Below are 24848 nucleotides of genomic sequence, written 5' to 3'. Positions count from 1 at the left end.
ATGGACGTGCTCACCATGCCGCTTCGGCTCAGCGTCGTCGTCCCCGTCTACAACGTGGAGGACTATCTCGAGGAGTGCCTGCGCTCGCTGGCCGACCAGACCCTGCGGGACCTGGAAGTCGTCATGGTGGACGACGGATCGACGGACGGCAGCGCGGCCATCGCCCGCCGCTTCGCCGCCGAGGACGACCGTTTCCGGCTCGTCCCGCAGGCCAACGCCGGACTCGGCGCCGCACGCAACACCGGCATCCGCGAAGCCCGCGGCGAGTTCCTGGCGTTCGTCGACAGTGACGACCTCGTGCCCTCCGACGCGTACGCCCGCATGGTGTCCTCGCTCGACGCCTCCGGCTCGGACCTCGCGACCGGCAATGTCTTCCGGCTGCGGGCGAACGGCAGGACCGGGCAGTCCCCGATGTTCCGCGAGCCGATGGCGACGTCCCGCACGGCCACCCACGTCACCCGGGACTGGTCGCTGCTCTACGACCGCATCGCCTGCAACAAGGTGTTCCGCAGGGCGTTCTGGGACCGGCACTCCTTCGCGTTCCCCGAAGGCGTCCTGTTCGAGGACATCCCGGTGATCCTGCCCGCGCATTTCCTTGCCGCCGCCGTCGACGTGCTGCACGAGACGGTCTACCTCTGGCGCGACCGGGACGGCTCGATCACCACCCGCCGGGCCCGCCCCAAGGCGGTGCAGGACCGCACCCGGTCGGTCACCAGCGCCAGCCGGTTCCTCGCGTCCGAGCCCAAGTGGGCCGAGGGCAGACGGCGTTACGACACCAGTGTGCTCAGCAGTGATCTGTGGCTGTTCATGGAGGCACTGCCGCAGGGGGATGCCGAGTACCACGAGGCCTTCCTCGACCAGGCCGGTGCCTTCGCCGAGAGCGTCGACCGGGCCGTCCTGGACGGACTTCCGCTGCATCTGCGCGTCAAGTGGCAGCTCGTACGTGAACGGCGGCTCACCGAACTCCTCGACCTGCTCTCCTTCGAGAAGAAGAACCGCGATGCCTTCCGCGTCCGCGGGGTGCGCAGGCTCCGCGCCGCCTACCCCGGCGTCGCCGCCCGCCTCCCGAGCCGCGTCACCGAACTGAACAAGGCCGACCTCCCCGTGATGTCGGACATCACCGAGGCGGCGTGGCGGGACGGCAAGCTGCACATCAAGGGGTACGCGTACGTCCGCAACCGCCCCGTCGGCAGGCTGCGGCGGCGCGCGCTCACCCTCGGCTGGCTGCGCTCCGGCCGCCGTCGCGTGCTCCCGCTCCGGCTGCGCACGGTCTTCATGCCCGAAGCCACCGCCGACTCCCGCCAAGGCATGCACTGCTACGACCGGGCGGGCTTCGAGACGGTTGTCGACCCGGCACGGCTGGGCGACTCTGCCACCTGGAGCCTGGAAGTCGGCATCCTGCGCGCCACCTCCCTGCGCCGCGGTCCGCTGCGGATGCTCGGCAATCCCGCGGCCCCTGCCGTCCATCATGTACGCGACGATCTGCGCATCGTGCCCGAGCTGTCCGGCAACAAGCTGCGGCTGAAGGCGGAGCGGGTCGCGGCCCTGCTGAGCGGCCACCGTCCCGTCGACGGCTGCGTACGGATCGACGGCACGGTCCTGTCCGGGGCGGCGCCCACGGCTCTGCGGCTGGAGAACCGGCACACCAAGGAGGTCCACGAGGTCCCCGCCGCCGTCACGGACTCCGGCTTCACCGCGGACGTGCCGCTCGACGTCTTCGTCCCCGACGGTGCGCCCCGCACCAGCCCCTGGGGCGTCCGGCTGGTCCGTGCCGACGGAAGCAGGGTCCCGATCGGAGTACGCACGGCCGTCGACCCCGGCCGCTACCCCCTCGACGATGCGGCGCGCGAACTCGTCGTCACCGCCGGCGCGTCCGGCAACCTCGTCCTGTCCGACCAGAGCGCCCGGCCGATCGTCGACGCCTTCGCCCTGACGCCCGCCGGCGAGCTCACGGTCGAGGGCAGCTTTCCGCAACACGTCTTCTGCGAGCCCGAGCTGGTGCTCCAGCACAGTGGCAGTCACGAAGAGGCGGTCTTCGACCCGATGCTGAAGGACGGCAGGTTCCGTGCCGTCCTCACCCCCGCCGCCGTCGAAGGCATCGGCGGAGAGCTGCCGCTGGCCGAGGGCCGCTGGTATCTCTTCCTCCGCGCGCGCGGCGAGAGCGACACGGAGTGTTACAAGCCGGTGCGCCTGGCCCCCGCCGAGCACGCCGCCGTACCCGCCGTACAGCGCGTGCACGGACGGGACTTCGTCCTGAACCGCCGCTTCCACGACCAGCTGGTGCTGGAGTCCGGGTCGGCGCTGGCCGCGGGCGAGCGCGGCGGGCCCCACGAGAGGAGGATGCGCCGGCGGTACGCGTCCCTGCGCGGCGGCCCCCGCCGCGACACCGTTCTCTTCTCCAGTTTCGACGGCCGCCAGTACTCCGACTCCCCGCGCGCCGTCCACGAGGAACTGCTGCGCCGCGAGAGCGGGTTCGCGTGTCTGTGGGTCGTACGCGACCAGCAGGCGGCCCTGCCCGCAGGGGCACGCGCGGTGGAGTACGGCGGCAACGAGTGGCACGAGGCGCTGGCGACCTCGCGGGCGGTGGTGACGAACACGCAGCTGCCCCAGTGGTTCGAGCGCGGCCGCGACCAGTTCGTCGTGCAGACCTGGCACGGCACACCGCTCAAGCGCATCGGCCGCGATCTGCTGGGGACCTCGCAGGCCAACCGCCCCTACATCGAGTCGCTGCCGCAGCGCGCCGGGCAGTGGAACCTGCTCGTCTCGCCCAACCGCTTCTCCACCCCCATCCTGCGCCGCGCCTTCGGCTACGAGGGCGAGGTCATCGAATCCGGCTATCCGCGCAACGCCCTGCTGCACGCGGAGGACCGGCACAAGGTCGCCGCGAGCGTCCGCGAGCGCCTGGACATCCCCGAGGGCAAGAAGGTCGTGCTGTACGCCCCGACCTGGCGCGAGGACCGGCCCAAGGGCTCCGGCTACGCCCTCGACCTCCGGCTCGACCTCACCGCGGCCCGGGCGGCGCTCGGCGACAGCCATGTCCTGCTGGTCCGCCGCCACTACCTGGTCACCGACCGGCTGCCGGAGACCGGCGGCTTCGTCCGTGACGTCTCGCGCTACCCGGACGTGGCCGAGCTGATGCTGGTGAGCGACGCACTCGTCACCGACTACTCCTCGCTGATGTTCGACTTCGCGCAGACCGGCCGCCCGATGCTGTTCCACACGTACGACCTGGAGCACTACCGGGACACCCTGCGCGGCTTCTACTTCGACTTCGAGAACCGGGCGCCGGGGCCGCTCCTGCCCGGCAGTCCGGAGCTGATCGAGGCGCTGCGGGACCCGGCGGCCGCCACCGCCGGACATGCGCGGGCGTACGACGCGTTCCGCGAGGTGTTCTGCGATCTCGACGACGCGGGGGCGGCCGCCGCGGTGGCCGACCGGGTGCTGCGGGAACTCACCGGCCGGTAGGCACGACGACGCCCGCGGGTGCTTCACCCGCGGGCGCTGCCGTACGCGTCGTCGGTCAGCCCGAGATCTGCACCCTGCTGTGGTCGCCGAGCACCAGCCGGTGCGCGGCCGGGATGTTCGGCGCCGGGGTGATCTCGACATCCCGGCCGATCAGCGAGGCCTCCACCCGGCCCACCCCCTCCAGGGACGAGCCGCTCAGGACGATGGAGTACTCGATCTCGCTGTCCGTGACCCGGCAGTTCTCGGCGATCGAAGTGGAAGGCCCGATGTACGAGCGCTCCACGACCGTGCCGGGGCCGATGACGGCGGGACCCATGATGCGCGAGGCGCGGACCGTGGCGCCCGGCCCGATCCGTACCCGGCCGATGATCTCCGTGAGGTCGTCCACGCTGCCCTCGTGCTTCGGGGTGAGCCGCTCCAGGACCGACCGGTTGACCTCCAGCATGTCGGCGACGTTGCCGGTGTCCTTCCAGTACCCGTCGATGATCGTGGAGGCCACCCGCCGGTCGCCGTCGATGAGCCACTGCAGCGCGTGGGTGATCTCCAGCTCGCCGCGGGCGGAGGGGGAGATGGAGCGCACCGCCTCGTGCACGGCGGGGGTGAAGAGGTACACGCCCACCAGCGCGAGGTCGCTGCGCGGCTGCGACGGTTTCTCCTCCAGACGCACCACCTGCCCCTCGTCGTCGAGCTCGGCCACGCCGAACGAGCGGGGATCGGGCACCTTCGTGAGCAGAATCTGCGCGTCCGGCCGCTGCTCGCGGAACTCCTCGACGAGCGCGGTGATGCCGCCGACGATGAAGTTGTCGCCCAGGTACATCACAAAGTCCTGGTCGCCGAGGAAGTCCCGTGAGATCAGCACCGCATGGGCGAGCCCCAGCGGCACCTCCTGCCGGATGTAGCTGACGTCGATGCCGAACCGCGAACCGTCGCCGACCGCCGCGCGGATCTCCTGCGCCGTGTCTCCCACGACAATGCCGACCTCGGTGATGCCGGCCGCGGCGATCGACTCGAGGCCGTAGAAGAGCACCGGCTTGTTGGCCACCGGAACGAGTTGCTTGGCCGAGGTGTGCGTGATCGGCCGCAGTCGGGTTCCGGCGCCACCGGAGAGTACAAGTGCTTTCACTGGCCTGGCCTGCCTGCCCGTTGACGTGCTGGATGGATGAGGGAAAACGATAGAAGGGACGGGTAGTGAACGAGGGCTGAAGCGTGCGGATTACGGGACGCCGTGGACCGTACGGGTGATTCACCGCGCCGGGCCGTTGCCTAAGATCGCAGCGCAGTGAACTGTGCGGCATGTAAGTGTGTTTATCGGTGCGCGATGTTGACGCGATGCATTGCTACGTTCGGCGGCCATGGACATGCGAATGCGAATGGCAGCGGGAAATCTGGACACGCGAAGAGCGCGAGCGGTCGTCATTTCCGTGTCGGCAGTCGCCTTTGTGTCGAAGATGATTCTCGCCGCCCACTCGCGCGGCCCCGCCGATGTCCGGTTCTTCGACGCGTTCGCCCACGCGATCGGCCAGGTCGGACCGCTTCGCATCTACGAACACCCGATGCCGCGGCTGCCGGTCTACAACCACCCCCCGCTCGCGAGCTGGATGCTGCTGGGGATGGATGAACTCAAGCAGTTGGGAATGTCCTTCGGGACACTGATCCGTACGCCCGCCTGCCTCGCGGATTTCGTCTCCGCTCTCCTCATTTTCGAAATCCTGCGCCGGCGCCGTTCGACCGGCATGGCGATGGCCTGTTCGATCGGCTGTGCGCTGAGCCCCGTTCTGTTCGCGACCTCCGGTTATCACGGGAATACCGACTCGGTCGCCATCATGTTCGTGATCGCCGCTGCCTATCTCCTCGTCGACCGTAAGAGCCCGCTCGCCGCCGGTCTCGCCGCGGCCCTTTCCATCAGCGTCAAATTCATTCCGATCGTCGCGATCCCTGCCCTGCTCGTGGCCGCCGCACGGGCCGGCCGGCCGGTGCTGAACCGCTTCTGCGCGGGCCTGGGCGCCCTACTCCTCCTGATCTGGGGTCCGGTGCTCGCCACCGTGCCCGGCCCCCTCAGGGAGAAGGTCCTGGAGTACGAGGGCGGGCGGGCCAGGCTCTGGGGGTTCGTCAGATTCGCTGATCTGCTGGGGATGTCCGACGGGTTCATCGCCACGATCCACGGCGACGGCCATTTTGTGTTCGTCCTGCTCTGCGCCGTGGCCGGCATCTGGCTCGCCTGGGTGCGCCCCGCGCATCCCGCGTCCGCGGTCGCCCTCTCGATGACGCTCCTGCTGCTGCTCAGCACCGCGTCGGCCGTCCAGTACCTGGCCTGGCCCGTCGTCGGGCTCTTCGTCTTCGGGCTGTGGGAAGGGGTGAGCTTCGGCGTCGTCGTCGGCGTAGTGACCGTCGCCGTCTACTCCGGCGCCAGCGCGGTCCGGTGGAACGCCACCGCACTGACGTTCGCCGCCGCGGGCTGGCTGATTCTCGCGGCCGGCATCGCGACCGGCGTGCGCAGAGTCCTCGCCGCGCCTCCGGTCTCCCCGGCGCGCACCCCGCTCCCCGTCGTACAGCCGCGTGCAGAGAAACCGTCCGCGCCCGCCTCCACTGTCAACTGACCGTATTCAACGGAGAGTAGAGAAGCCCTCGTGAAGGACAGCCCGAGCCCCAGGATCGGCATCCTGGTAGTGGCGTACAACGCCGAGTCGACGCTGGAGAAGACGCTCGACCGCATTCCGAAGGACTTCCGGTCGCGCATCGCCGAGGTCCTGATCCTCGACGACGCGAGTCATGACGCGACGTTCACCGCGGGCTGCCGCTGGTCCCAGGTGGAGGGTATGCCGCCCACCGTCGTGATGCGGCACACCAAGAACCTGGGCTACGGCGGCAACCAGAAAGCGGGGTACGCGCTCGCCGCGGAGCGAGGGCTGGACATCGTGGTGCTGCTGCACGGCGACGGACAGTACGCCCCCGAGCTGCTGCCCGAGATGGTCGCACCCATCGAACGCGGCGAGTGCGAGGCCGTGTTCGGCTCGCGGATGATGAAGTCCGGCAGTGCGCTGGGCGGCGGCATGCCCTTCTACAAGTGGCTCGGCAACCGCATCCTCACCCGCCTCGAGAACGGCCTCCTCGGCTCCCGGCTCACCGAGTTCCACTCCGGCTACCGCGCCTACAGCATGGCCGCGCTGCGCGAGCTGCCCATCGACCGGAACACCGACGCCTTCGACTTCGACACCCAGATCATCGTGCAGCTCATCAACGCCGGGATGCGGATCAAGGAGATCCCCATCCCGACGTACTACGGCGACGAGATCTGTTACGTCAACGGCATGCGCTACGCCAAGGACGTCGTCAAGGACGTCGTCGAGTACCGCCTCGCGCTCAAGGGCTTCGGCACCTGCGCCTGGATCCCCAAGCCCGTCGAGTACGCCTTCAAGGAGGGCGACGGCTCCTCGCACTCCGCCATCCTCGGCCTGATGCGGAGCCTCCCGCCCGGCCGTGTCCTCGACGTCGGCTGCTCCGGCGGCCTGTTCGCCCAGCGCCTCGAAGACCTCGGCCACACCGTCACCGGCGTGGACTACGTGGAGGTCGACGGCGTACGGGAGCACTGCTCGCGGTTCGTCCTGGCCAATCTGGAGGAGGGGCTGCCGCACGACATCGGCGCCGACTACGACTATGTGATTGCCGGAGACGTCATCGAACACCTCTCGCGCCCCGAGCAGGTCCTGGGGGAGCTCCGCGAGGTACTGCGCCCCGGCGGCAGGGTCCTGCTGTCCGTACCGAACTTCGGCCACTGGTACTCACGGCTGCGCGTCGCCCTCGGCGTCTTCGACTACGACCGGCGCGGCATCCTCGACGAGACGCATCTGCGCTTCTTCAGCCGCGCCAGTCTGCGCCGTACGGTGCGCTCCGCCGGCTACGACCTGCTGAAGGTCACCGCGACCGGAGCACCCTTCTGGTCCGTGCTCGGCGGCGGGCCCGTCGCCGCAGCGCTGGGCGGGATCTCCAAGCTCCTGACCCGAATGCGGCCGACTGTCTTCGGCTATCAGTACGTCGCAGTGCTCACCCCGCATGCGGCACGGACGATCATCGCTGGGGAGCACGTCGATGTCCAAGACATTCTCAACCACCAGTACGTCCCCGCGGACCTCATCGGACGAGTGGGCGCCGGAACCTGAGATCAAGCCCGAACTCCCCACCAGGAGGCGTATCTTGACGCTGCCCAGTCTGATGCTGCTGCTCTTCGCGGTCCTGTCGTCGGCGGCGGGCCAGATCATGTTGAAGCACGGCATGCGGTCCGCGGCCACCGCCGCGGAACACAGCGACGGATCGATCGCGATGCGGGCCGCGACCACCCCCTGGGTCGTCCTCGGGCTCGCCGTCTTCGCGATCTCCGCGGTGGCCTGGATGGCGACCCTCGCCCAGGTGCCGCTCAACATCGCCTACCCCGTCAACGCTCTCGGGTACCTGCTGATCGTGCTGGCGTCCTCGACGGTTCTGCACGAGCGGACCTCCATGTGGACCTGGGGCGGCTCGCTGATGGTGGTGGCCGGCCTGGTCACCGTGATGGCGGGCCAACAGGGCTGAACAGCCGGGCAGTTGGGCAGCGCACATCCGGGCGGACTTCTTCGAGGCGAAGTCCGCCCGGACGCGTGCGGTGGCCGGATCAGGCCAGGTGCGGGGCGGGCTGCGGGGCGGGCTGCGGGGCGTCGTCCGGGGCCGAGCCGGCATCCGCCTGGCGCGGTACGGCGACGGGGCTGCGCTCGTCCGGCGGCACCACCGGGAGCATCGTGCTCTCGCCGAGCAGCACATGGCGCACGACCCGCTCGGCGGCCCGGCCGTCGTCGAAGGCACAGAACCGGGAGCGGAAGGCGGCCCGCAGCTCGCGGTTGTCCGCACTGTTCCAGGTGCCGTCCGAGAAGACCCGTACGAGATCGTCCGTCGTACGCGTCACGGCGCCCGGGGTGTCGCCGGGCGCGCCCGAGAGCAGATCGAAGCAGACGCCGCGCACCGCCCGGTAGGTCTCCCAGTCGGGGGCGTGCACCACGATGGGCCGGTCGAGGTTGGCGTAGTCGAACATCACGGACGAGTAGTCGGTGATCAGGGCGTCCGCGGCCAGGCACAGCTCCTCGGTGCTCGGATGACCGGAGACGTCGATGAGGCCGGGGAGTGAGGCGCGCGCACCGAGCCCGCTGCCGTCGTGGAAGTAGTGCGACCGGATCAGGAGCACGGTGTCCTCGCCCAGTTCCCGGCTGAGCCGCTCCAGGTCGATTCGGCAGGTGAAGGTCCGCTCGTAGTCGCGGAAGGTCGGGGCGTACAGAACCGCGCGCTGCCCCGGGCGGATGCCGAGTCCGGTGCGGATCGCCCTGATCTCGTCCGGTGTCGCGGTGGTGAAGACGTCATTGCGCGGATAACCCGTCTCCAGGTGCCGTGCGGCACTCGGATAGGCCCGCGACCAGACCTCCGTGGAATGCGGATTGGACGACAGGCTCACATCCCAGCGGTCGACCCGGTGCAGCAGATCCTTGAAGTTGAGCCCCTGCGCCGCCGCGGGGTACTGGTACTGGCCCACCCCCATCACCTTCAGCGGTGTGCCGTGGTGCGTCATCACATGGACCTGGCCGCGCCGTTTGACCACCTGGTTGGGGAAGTTCACATTGCTGATGAAGTACGTGGCCCGGGCCATCACCGCCCAGTAGCGGCGGGATCCCGGCAGGACGTGGTCGATGCCGGGCGGCAGCTCGGCCGCCGCCTTCGGCGACACCACCCAGACCCCGCGGATGCCGGGCGCCAGCTCGGCCGCCTTGCGGTGGATCGCCGCGGGATTGCAGCTCACACCGCGGTTCCAGTAAGCGGTGTAGACGGCGAGCCTGCGGTCGAGGGGCCGCAGCCGCTGGAGCCGGTAGTAGAGCGGGGAGAGCCTGCGCGCCGCCCGCTCGCGGCCCGCGAGGACGGCTGCCAGCAGGCCGCGCCGGGTGGCCAGTACGGCATCGAGGCCCGCGAGCGCGGCCCCCCGGCCGCGGGACAGCAGCCCCAGCCGGATACCCGCCCTGCCACCGGGCGTGCGATGGCCCTGCGGGCGCTGGTCGCGGTGGAAGTCGGCCACCGCGCGCACATAGCGGCGCCGGCGCCGGGACACCTTGGCGTACAGCTCCAGCAGCTGCTTGGAGGCCAGGGTGAAGAGCGGGGCGTGTACGCCGGCGAAGCGCGGTGAGGTCCGCAGGGCCCCGAAGAGCTCGCTGAACTGCTCGACGACATCGGCGGGGGAGACGTCCTCCTCCGGCTCGACGAGCTCCGGGAGCTGGCGCATCTGGCGGTGCTCCACACAGGGGACGGGCAGCGCGGCGATCGACCCGGCCCGGGCGAGCGTGCCCAGGGCGTACATCTGGTCGCCGTACTGGCCGGGCGCGAAGGACACCTGCCCGGCGAGGTGGAAGTCGCGGCGCACGGCACGGTTCCAGCAGACGGCGGCGACCCCGAGCAGTTCGGGACGGTCCGCAAGGGTGCACACCTCCCCGTCGCCGAACTCGGTCAGCAGCTGGAGGGAGTGCGTGGGCTGCGGAATACCGCGGAAGGGCGTACGCAGATGCCCGTAGAGCAGCACGTCCGGGTCCTTGGCGTCGGCCAGCCGGTCGGCGATGCGCTGCAGGGCACCGGGCAGCAGGACATAGGTGCCCTCCAGGAACAGCAGATAGTCGCCCGTGGCCCGCTCCGCACCGGCCGTGCGGCGGCTGTCGGAGCCCGCGGGGTCCGCCAGATGGACGGCGCGGACGCGGGCATCGCCGGCGGCGATCTCGTCGAGCAACTGCCCCGAGCCGTCCGGCGATCCGTCGGCGACCCCGATGACCTCGAGGTCGGTGAAGGACTGTGAGAGCACCGATTCCAGGCACTCGCGCAGGCTCCCGCGCACACGACGGACAGGGACGATGATGCTGAGGCGGGGCATAGGCACTCTTTCTCGCGCTCCTTCTCTCTGGCTCGGCCTGACCGGGGTTCAGGCGTGGTGGACCGGGACGCGTCCAGCCGGGATCTGCGGGGCCTCCGGCTGGTGCGGGATGTGTACGGCGGCGGCCGGCGCCGGGGTGCGCTCCTGCGACGGGAGGAAGGCCGGCAGTCCCGCCGTCTCGTTCAGGAAGACCCGGCGCACCACGCGCTCGGCCGCCTGCCCGTCGTCGTACAGACAGAACTGCTTGCGGAACGCCGCCCGCAGCTGGGCGGAGCGGGAGCCGCGCCAGTGGCCGGAGGTGAAGACGTCGATCAGCTCGTCCTCGGTGGCGGCGACCGCGCCCGGCGGGAAGTCGCGCACGTCGAAGTAGGTGCCGCGCGCTGCCTCGTACGCCTCCCAGTCGTCGGTGTGGACGACGATCGGCCGGTCGAGGTTGGCGTAGTCGAACATCAGGGACGAGTAGTCGGTGAGGAGCGCGTCCGAGGCGAGGCAGAGGGACTCGACCGAGTGGTGGCCGGAGACGTCCACGATGCGGGGCAGGGCCTCGCCGGTCAGGGGTGTGTCACTGAAGTAGTGGGCGCGGGTGAGCAGGACGAAGCGGGGGCCGAGCGCCGCGGCGAGCCGTTCCAGGTCGAGGCCGGCGCGCTGGGTGCGGCGGTAGTCGCGGTGGGTGGGTGCGTACAGGACGGCGACGCTGCCCTCGGGGATGGAGAGCGAGGCGCGCAGCCGGGCGACGTCCTCGGTGGTGGCGCGCTGGAAAACGTCGTTGCGCGGATATCCGTACTCGAGCGTGGTGCACGCCGACGGGTAGACCCTTTCCCACACCAGGGTGGAGTGGCGGTTGGCGGAGAGGGAGTAGTCCCACTTGTCGGCGTTGGCCAGCAGCTGGGCGAAGTCCATGGAGCCGCCGGCCGCGGGGTGCTCCTGGAGGTCGAGACCCATGGTCTTGAGCGGGGTGCCGTGGTGCGTCTGGAGCATGATCTGGCCGGGCCGCTTGACCAGTCTGCGGTCGAAGTTGACGTTGTTGACCAGGTATCCGGCGCGGGCGAGTGCCGTCCAGTAGCCGAAGGTGCCGGGGTGCAGCCGGCGGGTGGCGGCGGGGACGGTGTGGTGGTGCGCGGCGTCGGAGATCCAGGCGGTGCGGATGTGCGGGGCGAGTTCGCGGACCTTCGCCTCGATCGCGGCCGGGTTGCAGGAGTAGCCGCGGTTCCAGTACGCCGAGAAGACCGCGAGGTTCTTGCGGACAGGGAGACGCAGCTGGATGCGGTAGTGCAGCCGCAGAGCCCCGGCACGCAGCACCCGCAGGCCCGCCCCGGCGGTCCGGCGGGCCCGGGCGCGCAGCAGATCGGTGCTCCACAGGGCACGGTAGGTGCGGTGGCAGCCGAGCCGGATCAGCGAGTGCCGCAGCCGGGCGCGCAGGCCGGGGGCGGCGCCGGGGGCGCGGTAGCGGCGGCAGTGGGCACGGGCGCGGCGGAAGAACTCGGCGCGGCTGCCGCGCGGCAGCCGGCCCCTGGTGGTGGCCAGCGTCGAGAAGTGGTCGATCATCCGGCGGAAGAGGACGGGCTTCCAGTGCGCGAGCGCGGGCCGGTCGGCGAGAAAGGCGAACACCCGGTCGTACTGGTCGAAGATGTCGAAGTGCTTGCGGCTGGTGGTGGCGAGGATGTTGCCGCCCTGGCGGCGCTGGCGGTAGTGCACGCACACCCGGTCCAGGGTGGTGATGGAGGAGGCCGCCAGCAGGGCCGGATAGGTCCAGGGGGTGTCCTCGTAGTAGCCGGGCGGGAAGGCGAAGCCCTCGCGTTCGATGAACTCCCGCTTGTACGCCTTGTTCCAGACCACCATGAGCAGCTTCAGCAGGCCGGGGCGGTCGGTGAGCCGAAAGGCCGGGGGACCCTGTTCGGTGAGCTGGGCGGCGAACTGGTTGGGTACGACCTCGCCCGTCCAGTACGTGCGGGCGTAGTCGTAGACCAGGACGTCGGGGGTGTCCGTCTCCTTGAGCCGGTCGGCCATGGCCCGCAGCGCGCCGGGAACCAGGGTGTCGTCGCCGTCCAGGAAGATCACGTAGTCGCCGCTCGCGCGCGCGAGACCGGCGTTGCGTGCCGGGCCCAGACCCGCGTTCTCGGGGAGATGAACGGCTTGGACGCGCTGGTCGCGGGCCGCGACCTCGTCGATGATCGAACCGCAGGCGTCCGGTGAACAGTCGTCGACGGCGATCAGTTCGAGATCGTCGTACGTCTGGGTCAGCACCGAATCCAGGCATTCATGCAAGTACGCCTGGACCTTGAACGCGGGCACGATGACGCTGAACCGGGGCACGGCACATCCATGGGTCGGCGCGGGCAGATGGCCCGAGAACGTCCAATGGGGTGACCTGGTTACGCCGCCCGTGGCATACGGGGGACAAACGACGGAAGACGGCCCGGTTGCGGGGTAACCGGGCCGTCCTCCCCAAGGTGACTCAGCTGTACGTCACTTGACGGCTCCCGCCATGACTCCGGTGACGAACTGGCGCTGGAAGGCGAAGAAGACGGCGAGCGGGATCACCATCGAGACGAAGGCGCCGGGCGCCAGCACATCGATGTTGTTGCCGAACTGCCTTACCTGGCGCTGGAGTGCGACCGTGATCGGTGCGCTCTCGGAGTCCGCGAAGATCAGCGCGACGAGCATGTCGTTCCAGACCCAGAGGAACTGGAAGATGCCCAGCGAGGCGATCGCCGGGCCGCCCAAGGGCATCACGACCCGCGTGAACAGCCGTATCTCGCCCGCCCCGTCGAGCCGCGCGGCTTCCAGCAGCTCCCGCGGGATCTCCGCGAAGAAGTTCCGCAGCAGGAAGATCGCGAAGGGGAGACCGAAGGCGACATGGAAGAGGACCACGCCGATCGTCGTCTCGAAGATGCCGATCTGGCCGAACAGCTTGGAGACGGGCACGAGTGCGACCTGGACCGGGACCACCAGCAGGCCGACGACCGCCATGAACCACCAGTCGCGGCCGGGGAACTCCATCCAGGCGAAGGCGTATCCGGCGAACGCGCCGATCACCACCACCAGCACGGTGGCCGGGACGGTGATCATCACGGTGGAGAACAGGGAGTCGGTGATCGCCTCGTTCTCCAGAAGGCGCTGGTAGTTGTCGGTGGTGAGCTGGGCGGGGGCGGTGAACACCTTCCACCAGCCGCTCTCGCCGATGTCGCTGGAGCCGCGGAGCGAGGAGAGCAGCAGCCCGAGAGTCGGCATCAGCCAGAACAGTCCGACCAGAACGAGAAAGACGCGCATCACGCCACCACTGGCGCGGGTGGCGATACGTGCGGGGAGGGACTGCTTCGCCTTCACCACACCGTCGGTCGTGGTCATCGGCGGGCCTCCCTTCGCATCCGGCGGATGTTGAGGAACATCACCGGGAGCACCAGCAGCAGCAGGAGTACGGCGATGGCGCTGCCCACTCCGAGGTCGGCGTCCGTGCCGAACGAGGAGCGGTAGAGCTGGAGCGCCAGGACGTTGGCGTCGTCGTAGGACGAGCCCGGCGCGATGATGAAGACCAGGTCGAAGATCTTCAGCACATTGATCATGAGGGTGACCAGGACCACCGCCAGGACGGGCGCCAGGAGCGGGACCGTGATCTTGCGGAAGACCTGCCACTCGTTCGCGCCGTCCACCCGTGCGGCTTCGAGGAGTTCACGCGGCACGCTCGCCAGGCCCGCGGCGATCAGCACCATCGCGAAGCCCGCCCACATCCATACGTAACTGCCGATGATCGCCGGGGTGACGAGGGAGGGGCCCAGCCAGTTGACGCCGTTGTACGGCTCGCGGAAGTTGTCGGCGGGCAGCCGGAGCCGGGCGCCCTCCGCGGATGCCGGCAGCGTGAACCTGCCGTCCGCTCCGGCGCGTGCGGAGGCGACGACCTTGCCGTCCTTGACCGCCTCCACCTCGATGCCCTTGAGGCCGAGCTCCTTGGCGTCGATGGAGTTGGGCCTGCCGCCACCGCCCTTGGTGAAGTCCAGCCAGGCGGTGCCGGTGATCTTCCCGTCCTCCGGCTGCGCCGCCTTCGCGGGCCCGGCGTCGGACGGCATCTTCGCGGGCGCCACACCGACCAGCGGGAGCTGGACCCGCGCGCCCGCGGTGACCGGTTCCTTGGTGATGAAGGACCCGCCGCCCCCGGCCTTCAGCGGATGCACGGGCAGGGGGTGCGCCTTGGGAAAGCCGGCCGACTCGGCGAAGGTGTCGTGGACGCCCACCCACACCGCGTTGGCGACGCCGCGCTCCGGGTCCTGCTCGTACACCAGCCGGAAGATGATGCCCGCGGCGAGCATCGAGATCGCCATCGGCATGAAGACGAGCAGCTTGAACGCCGTGCCCCAGCGGACCCGTTCGGTCAGCACGGCGAAGATCAGGCCGAGGGCCGTCGAGACGGTCGGCGCGACCACCACCCAGACCGCGTTGTTCTTGACGGCGGTCAGGATGGTGGCCTCGGTGAATATCTCCTTGTAGTTGTCGAGTCCGGCGAAGCCGCTGCCCGCCTGGTCGAAGAAGGACCGGTAGAGCGAGTACCCGATGGGGTAGACCACGAGCGCGCCCAGCAGCACCAGCGCGGGCAGCAGAAAGCCGGCCGCGATGCTTTTACGTGTGCCTGTCACGCTCTTGCGCTTGCCGGCGGGGGGCTTCGGACCTGCCGAGCCCCCCGCTGTCGCTGCGGGGGTCACCGCGTCAGCTCTTGTACGCCTTGGCCGCGTCCGACTCCAGCTTCTGCTGGGCCCCGGCGACGTCCTTGGGGTTCTTCAGGAAGTCCTGGAGAGCCTTCCACTCGCCCTTGCCGGGCGTACCGCCGAACGACTGCGGCATCTGGTCCGACATGTCGAAGCGGAAGTCGTCGCCCGCCGCGATCAGCGCCTTGGCGATGTCGCGCTGGACGTCGTTGGGGTACGCGGACAGGTCCAGTGACTTGTTCGGAGAGATGAACCCGCCCGACGCGGCCGAGATTCTGGCGGCGTCCGGGGAGGCGAGGAAGGTCAGCAGCGCCTGTGCGCCCTTGGAGTCCTTCAGGGCAACGGCCGCGTCTCCGCCCGTCACCACCGGCGGCTCGGCGCCGACCGCGGGGAACGGGAACACCTTCGCGTCGGTGCCGATCCCGGCCTCGGTCTGGGCGATGTTGACCGTGACGAAGTCGCCCTCGAAGACCATCGCGCCCTTGGGCTGGTCGCCGCCGCTGAAGGTCTGGGTGACCGACGCGGGGAACTCGGTCTGGAGCGCGCCGTCCGCGCCGCCCGCGATGAGAGCCGGCTTGCCGAAGAGCTGGCCGAGCGTGGTCAGCGCGGCCTTCACGGACGGGTCGGTCCACTTGATCTTGTGCTGGGCCAGCTGGTCGTACTTCTCCGGGCCCGCCTGGGAGAGATAGATGTTCTCGAACCAGTCGGTGAGCGTCCAGCCGTCCGCACCGGCGACCGAGACCGGGGTGACGCCGGACGCGGAGATCGTCTCCGCCGTCGACAGGAAGTCCTTCCAGGTCTTCGGCTCCTGCGCCCCGGCGTTCTGGAAGGCGGCGTTGTTGTACCAGATCAGGGACTTGTTCGCGGCCTTGTAGTACACGCCGTACTGCGTGCCGTCCACGGCGCCGAGCTTCTGCCAGCCCATGGAGTAGTTCTTCGCCAGCTCCGCCTTGGCCTCGGCTCCGACGGGCTTGGCCCACTTGCGCTCCACGGCCTGCTGGATCGCCCCGACCTGCGGCAGCATCGCCACGTCCGGCGGGCTGCCGCCCGCGATCTTCGTACCGAGGAAGTTGACGATGGGGTCCTGCGCGGGGACGAAGGTGACCGTGGCCCCGGTGCGCTTCTCGAACTCCTTGAGGACCTTGGTGAAGTTCTCCTGCTCGGGGCCGCTCCAGACGGCGGCGACCTCGATCTTCTCGCCGTCCAGCTTGGGCAGTTGGACCGACGCCGCGGAATCCTTGCCCTTGCTCTCGGCGTCGTCCGGATTGTCGTTGTCCTTGTCGCCGCCGCAGCCGACGAGGGCTAAGGCGCCGATGGCGGCGAACACCACTGCGGCCCTGCCCGTACGAAGAGTTGTGCGCATCACTGCCCCGTCTCTCCCGTGCGCGTACCGTGCCTTGTCCTGTTGCTGTGCCCTGTGTCCTGTGTCCTGTGCCCTGTGCCTTGTCCCGTGACCGACAGGTGTACGCCCGGTACCCAGGTGTCGCAATACCGCACCAGGCGTCAATCGGCCTTTCGTGATGGCCTTGTGACGTGATGTCCTGTCAAATGGTGCAACTGGGCCGCGAGTCAGGGGTGGGCGGGAGTGAGCGGCGGCAGCGGCGCGGCGTCCACCGACCGGGCAGCTCGCTCCAGCGCGCTGGCCAACAGCGCCAAGTCCGTTGGCCCATTGCCCAGTTCGCGAACGGGGCGACGGGTGGGCGGATCGCCCATCCGCTCCCACTCGAGCAGGACCACAGTGGGACGCAAGGTCGCCGTACGCGGAATGCGTCCGGTCACCCGGCCGCCCTGGAACGGGGTCACCCGGCCGTCCGGATGCCCGAGCCTGCCCCGCCCCGGTGCCGGATCGTCCGGGCCGGGAGAGGCGGGCGGCGCGTCCAGCACGACCCGCAGCCGGGCCGAGTGGGCCAGCTCCGTGTCGGCCGTGCGGTCGGGGCGCGCGGAGGTCGCCACGAGATGGACGCCGAGCCGCTCGCCGTCCCTGACCACGGCCTCCAGGGCGCGTACGACAGAACCGGCCGCGGGCCTCCCGGGGCTGCCGAGCGCCGGAGCGACCAGGGCGTCGAAGTCGTCGACCAGCACCACGAGCCGGGGGAGCGGGGCAGGCGCCTCCGCCTTCGTCCGCCCGCCGGGGCGCAGCCGGAGCGTCCCGCTGGCGGGGGAGTCGAGGTCGCCGCGCTGCTCGGCGGCGCTCACCGGGCGCCGGCCCGACTCGGCGGCACCGGGCGAACGCTGACCCGACTCGGCACCGGATGAACGCTGACCCGATTCGGCACCGGGCGGTCGCCGGCCCGATTCTGCGCCGGGCGAACGCTGGCCGGCCATCCGGTCCGCCACCTCGCGCTGGGTGTGCCACTCGGCGAAGCCCAGGCCGGCCAGCAGCTCGGACCGCCGCTTCAGCTCGGCCCCCAGTGCCTGCGCGAACGCCCGCATCCTGACCGGGTCCGAGGCCACCAAGTACTCGGTGACATGGGGCAGTTCGGTACAGGCGGTCAGTCCCTCGCCGCGCTCGCCGCCCGCTCCGTCGACCAGCAGCAGACCGAGCCGGTCCGGGCGGCCGGCGGCGGCCAGCGAGGCCGCGACGGAGCGCAGCAGCTCCGTACGACCGCTGCCCGGCGGGCCGTCGATCAGCAGATGCGGGCCCTCCTCGGACAGATCGACGGCGAGCGGGCCGCGCGAAGACGAGCCGAGTACCGCGGTGCCGTCGCCGGCCGAGGCCCAGCGCGCCATCAGGGAGGCGGGTGTGGCACGGGCCAGCCCCAGCTCGTCGAGCAGCCGTGCGGAGCGGGGCAGCGCCACCGCCCGGCCCCGGTGCGTGCCGGTGCCCTCGGCGCGCAGCGGCGCGAGCGCGCGCCCGAACCGTTCCGCCCAGGCCGCCGAGACCGCGTCCACCGCACCGACCGTGCCGTGCCCGGCGGGCTGACCGCCGGCCGTACGCATCAGGCGCAGCGCGGTCGCCACATCGCCGCTCAGCAGGGCGACCGCCCCGCACTCACGGAAGGCGAGCGAGGCCGCGCAGGCCGTCTCGTACGTGGCGGCGACCGGCGAGAGAGGCGAGGCGGCCGGGGTCTCGGCCAGACAGATCAGATGGATTCCGGCGGCGGAACCCGCTCCGGCCAGCCGGGCGGTGGTCTCGCGCAGCGCGGCCGAGCCCGGGTCCCCGTCGACGATGACGACCGTGCGCGGCCCTTCGTACCGCGCGGCGGCGTCGGTGACGGCCCTGCGGTCGGCGCTGGGCCAGCCGGGACCGAGCGGGCCGTCGTCCAGCCTGCGGGTGAGCTCGGTGCCGCGGGCGGTGGCCTGGTCCCGGTCGTAGGCGAGGAGCAGCCGGCAGTCCTGGCCGTGGGCCGGGCGCAGATGCGGCAGCCAGCCGAGCCAGGCCCACTCGGCCCTGCGCTCTGCCAGGCTGCGCGCCCGGTCCGCGCTGATCAGCACTATCTCCAGATCGACGGGCGAGTGCAGTGCGGCGAGCTGGGCCACGGCTGACCTGGCGAGGCCGGCCAGGCGCGCCCTGGGTCCGGCCAGCCCGAGCGACCCGGCCTCCAGCAGGCCGACGGTGACCGGTACGGAGGGGAGCTCGGCGCGTTCGGTCGTGCCCAGCCTCAGGACGAGGGATTCGGGGTGCCTGGGGTCCCGCTCCCAGAGCCGGGGCCCGGGGCCGAGCGCGGTCAGCAGTACCGCGGCGGGATCCGGCCAGCTCTCGGCGACGGGCGCCGCGTCCGGAACGCGGGGCCCGGGACGCGGGGTGCCGGCTGCGGGGGCGGGCTCCTCGCGGCCTCCGGCGAGCCGCCGCGCCCAGGCGCCTATGCCGCGTCTGCGGGTGAAGCTCTCGGGCACGGAGGTACCGTCGGCCGGGGTGCCCTGGCGCGGTGTGCGGGCCGCGGCGGTACGGCTGTGGGCCTCGGGCGTTTCGGAGGTGCCGGGGATCCGGTGGGTCCCGTGGGTCTGCTGGTACTCGTCCCGGGCATCGGCCGTCCTGGAGTGAACGGTGTCGCCGTGCAGCGGGCCGTGCGCCGCGCCGTGGGCTGCGTCGCGCGCCGGGTCGTCCTCGGAGCCGTACGTGTACAGCGTCCCGGCGTCACCGCGGCCGCGGCTCGTGGGGGCCGCGGGGGCGGTGGGGTCGTACTGGGTGGGGACTCTCGGTCGGGGCGCGGCCGGCCCGGCGGCCTCCTGCCCGCCCGCGGGACCGGACCCGTCACGAGCCGCTCCGCCGGGACCGGACCCGTCCGCGTCCTCCCGGGTCACCCGCAGATGGCCCTCGCCGTCCGGCGTCGTGGCAAGGGCCGGGGTCCTGTCGCCCGGGGTGACCCGGAGCGTGGACTCGCCCAGCCGCAGCAGAGCACCCGCGGGCAGCCGGACCGGGCGCGCTCCCACGGCCGCGCCGTCCAGGGTGGTGCCGTTCGTCGAGCCGAGGTCCGCGACCGTGACCCGGCCGTCCTCGGCGACCGTGACCTCGCAGTGCAGCCGCGAGACATCGGGGTCGTCCATGGGGACGTCCGCGTCGGCGGAACGGCCGATCCTGATCCGGCCGCCGTGCAGCAGATGGACCCCGCCCGCGTCCGGCCCGGCCACCACATGCAGCTGGGCCGAGGCGTCGGCGCCGGGCGTCTCGTCCTCGCCGGGGACCTGGAGGGAGAGCACCGCGCCGTCCACCAGCGGCGGCTCGCCCAGGGTGCGGCGCTGAGTGTCGAGCCGCTCCCGGCCGGCGTACAGCACGACGGAACCCGAGGCCTCCGGCCCGGAGACCGCCGCTGCCAGGCCGGAGGCCACGGCGGCCAGCGCCGTCCCGGCAGGCGCGGTGATCAGCACGTCGCAGGCGCGTCCCGCGGAGGTGTGTCCCGCGGCCGCGGATTGCCCGCCGCGCGGCGCAAGGACGGTCAGCCGGATCTGCATCGCCGTCAGCAATCCCTTCTGCGCGGGGTACCCGGCAGGGGAACCGCCCGTGATGCCCCCACCCGGCAGGTCGGCACGAGACGCAGGACTACCTCCCCCTGAGCGCTGGCGCGCCGAAGGAGACCCGCGTACGACTGCGTGCTGAGGGCATCCTCGCACCTGCTACTGACAACACGCCCGGCTACCACCGGTAAGTGATCTTGATTGGTCGGCTCTGGACGTAAAAATGCCTGGTTGGGGTCTGATCCGGAACGGCTGTGACGTGCACGGCACAGCCGCTCGGCAACCATCCGTACGATGCCCGCGTCTTTCCTCGGACCACCACCGGGGAGGCGTGCCGGACACAGGAACCGACGCAGGAACTGACGCAGGAACCGAAGACGACCGGCCGTTGCCCCATGGGGCGGCACTAAAGTGGGTCGGACACCCGGGCGGGGTCACATGGCCCGGGACCATGCAAGGACCACGATCAGCAGGGAGCGCATGACGTGCGGCCGGTAGGCAGCAAGTACCTCCTCGAGGAGCCCCTCGGGCGCGGAGCCACGGGCACCGTCTGGCGAGCGCGCCAGCGGGAGGCCGCGGGCGCCGAGGCGGCCGTGGCGGGCGAGCCCGGCGAGACCGTCGCGATCAAGGTCCTCAAGGAGGAGCTCGCGAACGACGCGGATGTGGTGATGCGCTTCCTGCGCGAGCGCTCCGTCCTGCTCCGCCTCACCCACCCGAACATCGTGCGCACCCGCGACCTGGTCGTCGAGGGGGATCTCCTCGCCCTCGTCATGGACCTGATCGACGGCCCCGACCTGCACCGCTACCTCCGTGACAACGGCCCGTTCACCCCGGTCGCCGCCTCACTGCTCACCGCGCAGATCGCGGACGCGCTGGCCGCCAGCCACGCCGACGGCGTGGTCCACCGCGACCTCAAGCCCGCGAACGTTCTCCTCAAGAACGACGCCGACGGCCAGATGCATCCGATGCTGACCGACTTCGGTATCGCGCGCCTGGCGGACTCCCCGGGCCTGACCCGTACCCACGAATTCGTCGGTACGCCGGCCTATGTCGCGCCGGAGTCCGCCGAGGGCCGCCCGCAGACCTCCGCCGTCGACATCTACGGCGCGGGCATCCTGCTGTACGAGCTGGTCACCGGCCGGCCCCCGTTCTCGGGCGGCACGGCGCTCGAGGTGCTCCACCGCCACCTCAGCGAGGAGCCCCGCCGCCCCACCACCGTCCCCGAGCCGCTGTGGACGGTCATAGAGCGCTGTCTGCGCAAGAACCCGGACCAGCGGCCCAGCGCCGAGAACCTCGCCCGTGCCCTGCGTACCGTCGCGGCCGGTGTCGGTGTGCACTCCACGCCCGCGCAGGTCGATGCCGCCCTGGGGGTCGCCGCGCTGCTCGCGCCCGATCCCTCGCCGGCTCAGGTTCCGCAGGACCCGGGCGCTGCCGACCCGACGCAGGTGCTGCCGAGCAACGCCGGTTCGTACGACCCCGCAGCCGCGACCAGCGTCATGCCGCAGACCGGCGGCCCCGGGGGCGCAGGCGACCCGACCTCGGTCATGCCGCCCGTGCCGCAGGGCCCGCCGCCGGAGGACCCGCACCCCTGGCAGTCCCAGCTCCAGGCGGCGCGCGACCGCAATGAGCAGACGCAGGTCCAGTACCTCGACCCGAGCCAGGACCCGCTGCGCCGCCGCCCGCAGCGCCCGCAGCAGCCGCAGCAGCCGCAGCAGCGCCCCCAGCAGCAGCGTCCTCAGCAGCCGCACCCGCAACAGCAGCAGTACGCGCCGCAGCCCCAGCAGTACCGTCAGCAGCCTCAGCAGTACCGTCCGCAGCCGCCGCAGCGTCAGCAGTACGCGCCCCCGCAGCAGCCGCCGCCCCAGCAGCCCGCGCCGCGCCAGCCCCGGGAGCCGCGCCGGCGCAGCTCCAACCCGATGCGGATCCCGGGACTCGGCTGCCTCAAGGGCTGCCTGTTCACGCTCCTGATCCTGGTCGGCGCGGGCTGGCTGGCCTGGGAGCTGTTCCTCCAGGACTGGGTCGCGCAGGGCCAGAGCTACTGGGACGCGATCGGCGACGCCATCTCCAAGGTGACGAAGTGGGTCTCGGACCTCGGCGGCTCGGAACCGGACAAGACCGGTTCCGACCCCGGCGCCGGACAGTAGCGACTGAGTAGTTTTGTCGACTTCTGCGGGCCGATTTACCCCGCAGAAGTGAAGGTTGGCGCCATCCGGGGCACACAGCCCCCCGATGCCCGCGTACTTTATGGGCAACGCCAGCCGCTGAGGGAGCAGTCTTGGCACGGAATATCGGCAGCCGGTACACGGCCCACCAGATCCTGGGGCGGGGGAGCGCCGGCACGGTGTGGCTCGGCGAGGGCCCCGAAGGCCCCGTCGCGATCAAACTTCTCCGTGAGGACCTCGCCTCCGACCAGGACCTGGTCGGACGCTTCGTCCAGGAGCGCACTGCCCTGCTCGGACTCGACCACCCCAAGGTCGTGGGCGTCCGCGACCTCGTCGTCGACGGCAACGACCTCGCGCTGGTCATGGACCTCGTCCGCGGCACCGATCTGCGCACCCGCCTCGACCGGGAGCGCCGCCTCGCTCCCGAAGCCGCGGTCGCGATCATCGCGGACGTCGCGGACGGCCTCGCGGCGGCCCACGCCGCCGGAGTCGTCCACCGCGACGTCAAGCCGGAGAACATCCTGCTCGACATGGAGGGCCCGCTCGGTCCCGCCGGATCCCACCCGGCACTGCTCACCGACTTCGGCGTCGCCAAGCTGATCGACACCCCCCGCCGTACCAAGGCGCTGCGCCCCACGGGCGGAGCCCCGCCGAGCCCCTCGGGAATCATCGGTACGCCCGACTACATCGCCCCCGAGATCGTCGAGGGCCTGCCGCCGCGGGCCGCGGTCGACATCTATGCCCTCGCCACCGTCCTGTACGAGCTCCTCGCGGGCTTCACACCCTTCGGCGGCGGCCACCCCGGCGCGGTCCTGCGCCGTCATGTCACCGAGACCGTGGTCCCCCTCCCGGGCATCCCCGACGAGCTCTGGCAGCTGCTCGTCCAGTGCCTGGCCAAGGCCCCCGCCTCCCGGCTGCGCGCCTCCGAGCTGGCCACCCGCCTCCACGACCTGCTCCCGCTCCTCGCGGGCATGCCGCCTCTGGACGTCGACGAACCCGACGCCGAGCCGCCCGCGGAGCCGTACGAAGACGTGGTGCACGCCACCCCGGAGGAACCCCGCCGCCGCGGAGCCGTCCCGCTCGTCCCCGGCGCCGCCCCCGCGGACTCCAACCGCGACACCCACACCTCGATGCGCGTCCCGGCCCCCGACGAGCTCGCGGGCGGCGCCCGCGGCACGGCCCGCGCCCCCCGCAGCCCGGGCCAGCGCCGACCGGGCTCGGCCCGCCACAGGTCGGATGCGGTCCGTAAGCGCCGCATCACCCTGGGGGCTGCGGCACTGGTCCTGGCGGTGGCGGTGGGCGTCGGCGGCTGGCTGGCAGTGGGCGACGCCGAGCCGGCGGTACCCCCTCAGGACTCGAAGCAGTCGGTACCCGCGGAACCCTAGGGGGTCGGGGTGTCGCGCCCAGCCGTTACGCTGGACCCGTGGCAGTCGTCGATGTATCCGAAGAGCTGAAGTCCCTCTCCTCGACCATGGGGTCGATCGAGGCCGTCCTGGACCTCGACAGGATGAGGGCAGACATTGCCGTGCTCGAGGAGCAGGCCGCGGCCCCGTCCCTGTGGGACGACCCGGATGCGGCGCAGAAGATCACCAGCAAGCTCTCGCACCTCCAGGCCGAGCTCCGCAAGACCGAGGCGCTCCGCAATCGGATCGACGACCTGAGCGTGCTCTTCGAGCTCGCCGAGGCCGAGGACGACGCGGACACCCAGGCCGAGGCCGAGTCCGAGCTCGTCGCCGTCCGCAAGGCGCTGGACGAGATGGAAGTCCGCACGCTCCTGTCCGGCGAGTACGACCAGCGCGAGGCGCTGGTCAACATCCGCGCCGAGGCCGGAGGCGTCGACGCCTCCGACTTCGCCGAGCGCCTGCAGCGCATGTATCTGCGCTGGGCCGAGCGGCACGGATACTCCAGCGAGATCTACGAGACGTCGTACGCCGAAGAGGCCGGTATCAAGTCGACGACCTTCGTGGTCAAGGCGCCGTACGCCTACGGCACGCTCTCCGTCGAGCAGGGCACGCACCGTCTCGTGCGTATCTCGCCCTTCGACAACCAGGGCCGCCGTCAGACCTCCTTCGCGGGTGTCGAGGTGCTCCCCGTCGTCGAGAAGACGGACCACATCGAGATCGACGAGACCGAGCTGCGGGTGGATGTGTACCGTGCATCCGGCCCCGGCGGTCAGGGCGTCAACACCACTGACTCCGCAGTGCGTCTGACGCACATTCCGACCGGCATCGTCGTCTCCTGCCAGAACGAGCGCTCCCAGATCCAGAACAAGGCGAGCGCGATGAACGTCCTGCAGGCGAAGCTGCTGGAGCGCCGCCGCCAGGAGGAGCAGGCCAAGATGGACGCCCTCAAGGGCGACGGCGGCAACTCCTGGGGAAACCAGATGCGTTCGTACGTCCTGCACCCGTACCAGATGGTCAAGGACCTGCGTACGGACTTCGAAGTGGGCAACCCGCAGGCGGTGCTCGACGGCGAGATCGACGGATTCCTCGAAGCGGGCGTCCGCTGGCGGAAGCAGCAGGAGAAGTAGAGCGGTTGCCGATGCCCTGCGAGAGGAACAGCCGGCACAGCCTCGAAGCGGGCGTCCGCCGGCGGAAGCAGCAGGAGAAGTAACAAGCGCTTTGTCGACAAGGGAACTGCCGCCCCGGGGGCGGCAGTTCCGTTTTATGTCACAGTTGCATCCCCGCAGGTCAGGCAAGAGCC

The 24848-nt window shown here is 71.0% G+C and carries 14 protein-coding genes; 7 read left to right on the top strand and 7 right to left on the bottom strand.

Annotated elements, in window-relative coordinates; translation table 11 throughout:
- Window positions 1-15 precede the first annotated feature (15 nt).
- Complete coding sequence (locus OG883_RS27165; protein WP_266545829.1) at window positions 16-3465, top strand: bifunctional glycosyltransferase/CDP-glycerol:glycerophosphate glycerophosphotransferase; 3450 nt, start codon at window positions 16-18, stop codon at window positions 3463-3465.
- Between the two features lie 55 nt (window positions 3466-3520).
- Here OG883_RS27165 and OG883_RS27160 read toward each other — a convergent pair whose 3' ends face one another.
- Complete coding sequence (locus OG883_RS27160) at window positions 3521-4588, bottom strand: glucose-1-phosphate thymidylyltransferase (protein ID WP_266545827.1); 1068 nt, start codon at window positions 4586-4588, stop codon at window positions 3521-3523.
- A 325-nt stretch (window positions 4589-4913) separates the two neighbouring features.
- Here OG883_RS27160 and OG883_RS27155 point away from each other — a divergent pair, with 325 nt between their 5' ends.
- Genes OG883_RS27155 through OG883_RS27145 form a run of 3 tightly spaced genes read left to right on the top strand, consistent with a single transcriptional unit; the run spans window position 4914 to window position 8031 of the window.
- The gene (locus OG883_RS27155; RefSeq protein ID WP_266549479.1) at window positions 4914-6062 is read left to right on the top strand and encodes a hypothetical protein; all 1149 of its coding nucleotides are present in this window, start codon (window positions 4914-4916) and stop codon (window positions 6060-6062) included.
- Window positions 6063-6092: 30 nt separating this feature from the next.
- Window positions 6093-7622 carry a bifunctional glycosyltransferase/class I SAM-dependent methyltransferase gene (locus tag OG883_RS27150; RefSeq protein ID WP_266545825.1) on the top strand — a complete coding sequence of 510 codons (1530 nt, stop codon included), beginning with the start codon at window positions 6093-6095 and terminating at the stop codon, window positions 7620-7622.
- Window positions 7623-7656: 34 nt separating this feature from the next.
- The gene (locus tag OG883_RS27145) at window positions 7657-8031 is read left to right on the top strand and encodes a hypothetical protein (protein ID WP_266545823.1); all 375 of its coding nucleotides are present in this window, start codon (window positions 7657-7659) and stop codon (window positions 8029-8031) included.
- Window positions 8032-8110: 79 nt separating this feature from the next.
- On the opposite strand, the gene OG883_RS27140 is transcribed toward OG883_RS27145, so the two are convergent.
- From OG883_RS27140 to OG883_RS27115, 6 genes are all read right to left on the bottom strand, one after another.
- Window positions 8111-10390: a bifunctional glycosyltransferase family 2 protein/CDP-glycerol:glycerophosphate glycerophosphotransferase gene (locus OG883_RS27140; protein WP_266545820.1), complete on the bottom strand. Its 2280-nt coding sequence runs from the start codon at window positions 10388-10390 to the stop codon at window positions 8111-8113.
- A 48-nt stretch (window positions 10391-10438) separates the two neighbouring features.
- On the bottom strand, window positions 10439-12703 hold the full coding sequence (locus OG883_RS27135; protein ID WP_266545817.1) for a bifunctional glycosyltransferase family 2 protein/CDP-glycerol:glycerophosphate glycerophosphotransferase: 2265 nt from the start codon (window positions 12701-12703) through the stop codon (window positions 10439-10441).
- A gap of 153 nt (window positions 12704-12856) precedes the next feature.
- Complete coding sequence (locus tag OG883_RS27130; protein ID WP_266545814.1) at window positions 12857-13738, bottom strand: carbohydrate ABC transporter permease; 882 nt, start codon at window positions 13736-13738, stop codon at window positions 12857-12859.
- Window positions 13735-15018, bottom strand: coding sequence for a carbohydrate ABC transporter permease (locus OG883_RS27125; protein ID WP_266545811.1), 1284 nt, complete (start codon window positions 15016-15018; stop codon window positions 13735-13737). Before OG883_RS27125 ends, OG883_RS27130 begins: the two co-directional genes overlap by 4 nt.
- 70 nt (window positions 15019-15088) lie before the next feature.
- Entirely contained in the window at window positions 15089-16450 is a 1362-nt protein-coding gene (locus tag OG883_RS27120; RefSeq protein ID WP_266545808.1) for an ABC transporter substrate-binding protein, read from the bottom strand.
- 206 nt (window positions 16451-16656) lie between these two features.
- Complete coding sequence (locus tag OG883_RS27115) at window positions 16657-19980, bottom strand: FtsK/SpoIIIE domain-containing protein (protein ID WP_266545806.1); 3324 nt, start codon at window positions 19978-19980, stop codon at window positions 16657-16659.
- A 488-nt stretch (window positions 19981-20468) separates the two neighbouring features.
- Here OG883_RS27115 and OG883_RS27110 point away from each other — a divergent pair, with 488 nt between their 5' ends.
- From OG883_RS27110 to prfB, 3 genes are all read left to right on the top strand, one after another.
- Window positions 20469-22127: a serine/threonine-protein kinase gene (locus OG883_RS27110; RefSeq protein WP_266545803.1), complete on the top strand. Its 1659-nt coding sequence runs from the start codon at window positions 20469-20471 to the stop codon at window positions 22125-22127.
- A gap of 131 nt (window positions 22128-22258) precedes the next feature.
- Entirely contained in the window at window positions 22259-23530 is a 1272-nt protein-coding gene (locus OG883_RS27105; protein ID WP_266545801.1) for a serine/threonine-protein kinase, read from the top strand.
- A 38-nt stretch (window positions 23531-23568) separates the two neighbouring features.
- Complete coding sequence (gene prfB / locus OG883_RS27100; RefSeq protein WP_266545799.1) at window positions 23569-24675, top strand: peptide chain release factor 2; 1107 nt, start codon at window positions 23569-23571, stop codon at window positions 24673-24675.
- The last annotated feature ends 173 nt before the right edge of the window (window positions 24676-24848 follow it).

The organism is Streptomyces sp. NBC_01142 (genome assembly GCF_026341125.1).
Lineage (GTDB): Bacteria > Actinomycetota > Actinomycetes > Streptomycetales > Streptomycetaceae > Streptomyces.
This window is presented reverse-complemented; position numbering and strand designations above follow the sequence as displayed.

What these genes read in the sequence shown, in the direction of transcription:
- OG883_RS27165 (WP_266545829.1), top strand. Translation starts at nt 16, where the DNA reads ATGCCGCTTCGGCTCAGCGTCGTCGTCCCCGTCTACAACGTGGAGGAC.
- OG883_RS27155 (WP_266549479.1), top strand. Translation starts at nt 4,914, where the DNA reads ATGATTCTCGCCGCCCACTCGCGCGGCCCCGCCGATGTCCGGTTCTTC.
- OG883_RS27140 (WP_266545820.1), bottom strand. Translation starts at nt 10,390, where the DNA reads ATGCCCCGCCTCAGCATCATCGTCCCTGTCCGTCGTGTGCGCGGGAGC.
- OG883_RS27130 (WP_266545814.1), bottom strand. Translation starts at nt 13,738, where the DNA reads ATGACCACGACCGACGGTGTGGTGAAGGCGAAGCAGTCCCTCCCCGCA.
- OG883_RS27120 (WP_266545808.1), bottom strand. Translation starts at nt 16,450, where the DNA reads ATGCGCACAACTCTTCGTACGGGCAGGGCCGCAGTGGTGTTCGCCGCC.
- OG883_RS27115 (WP_266545806.1), bottom strand. Translation starts at nt 19,980, where the DNA reads ATGCAGATCCGGCTGACCGTCCTTGCGCCGCGCGGCGGGCAATCCGCG.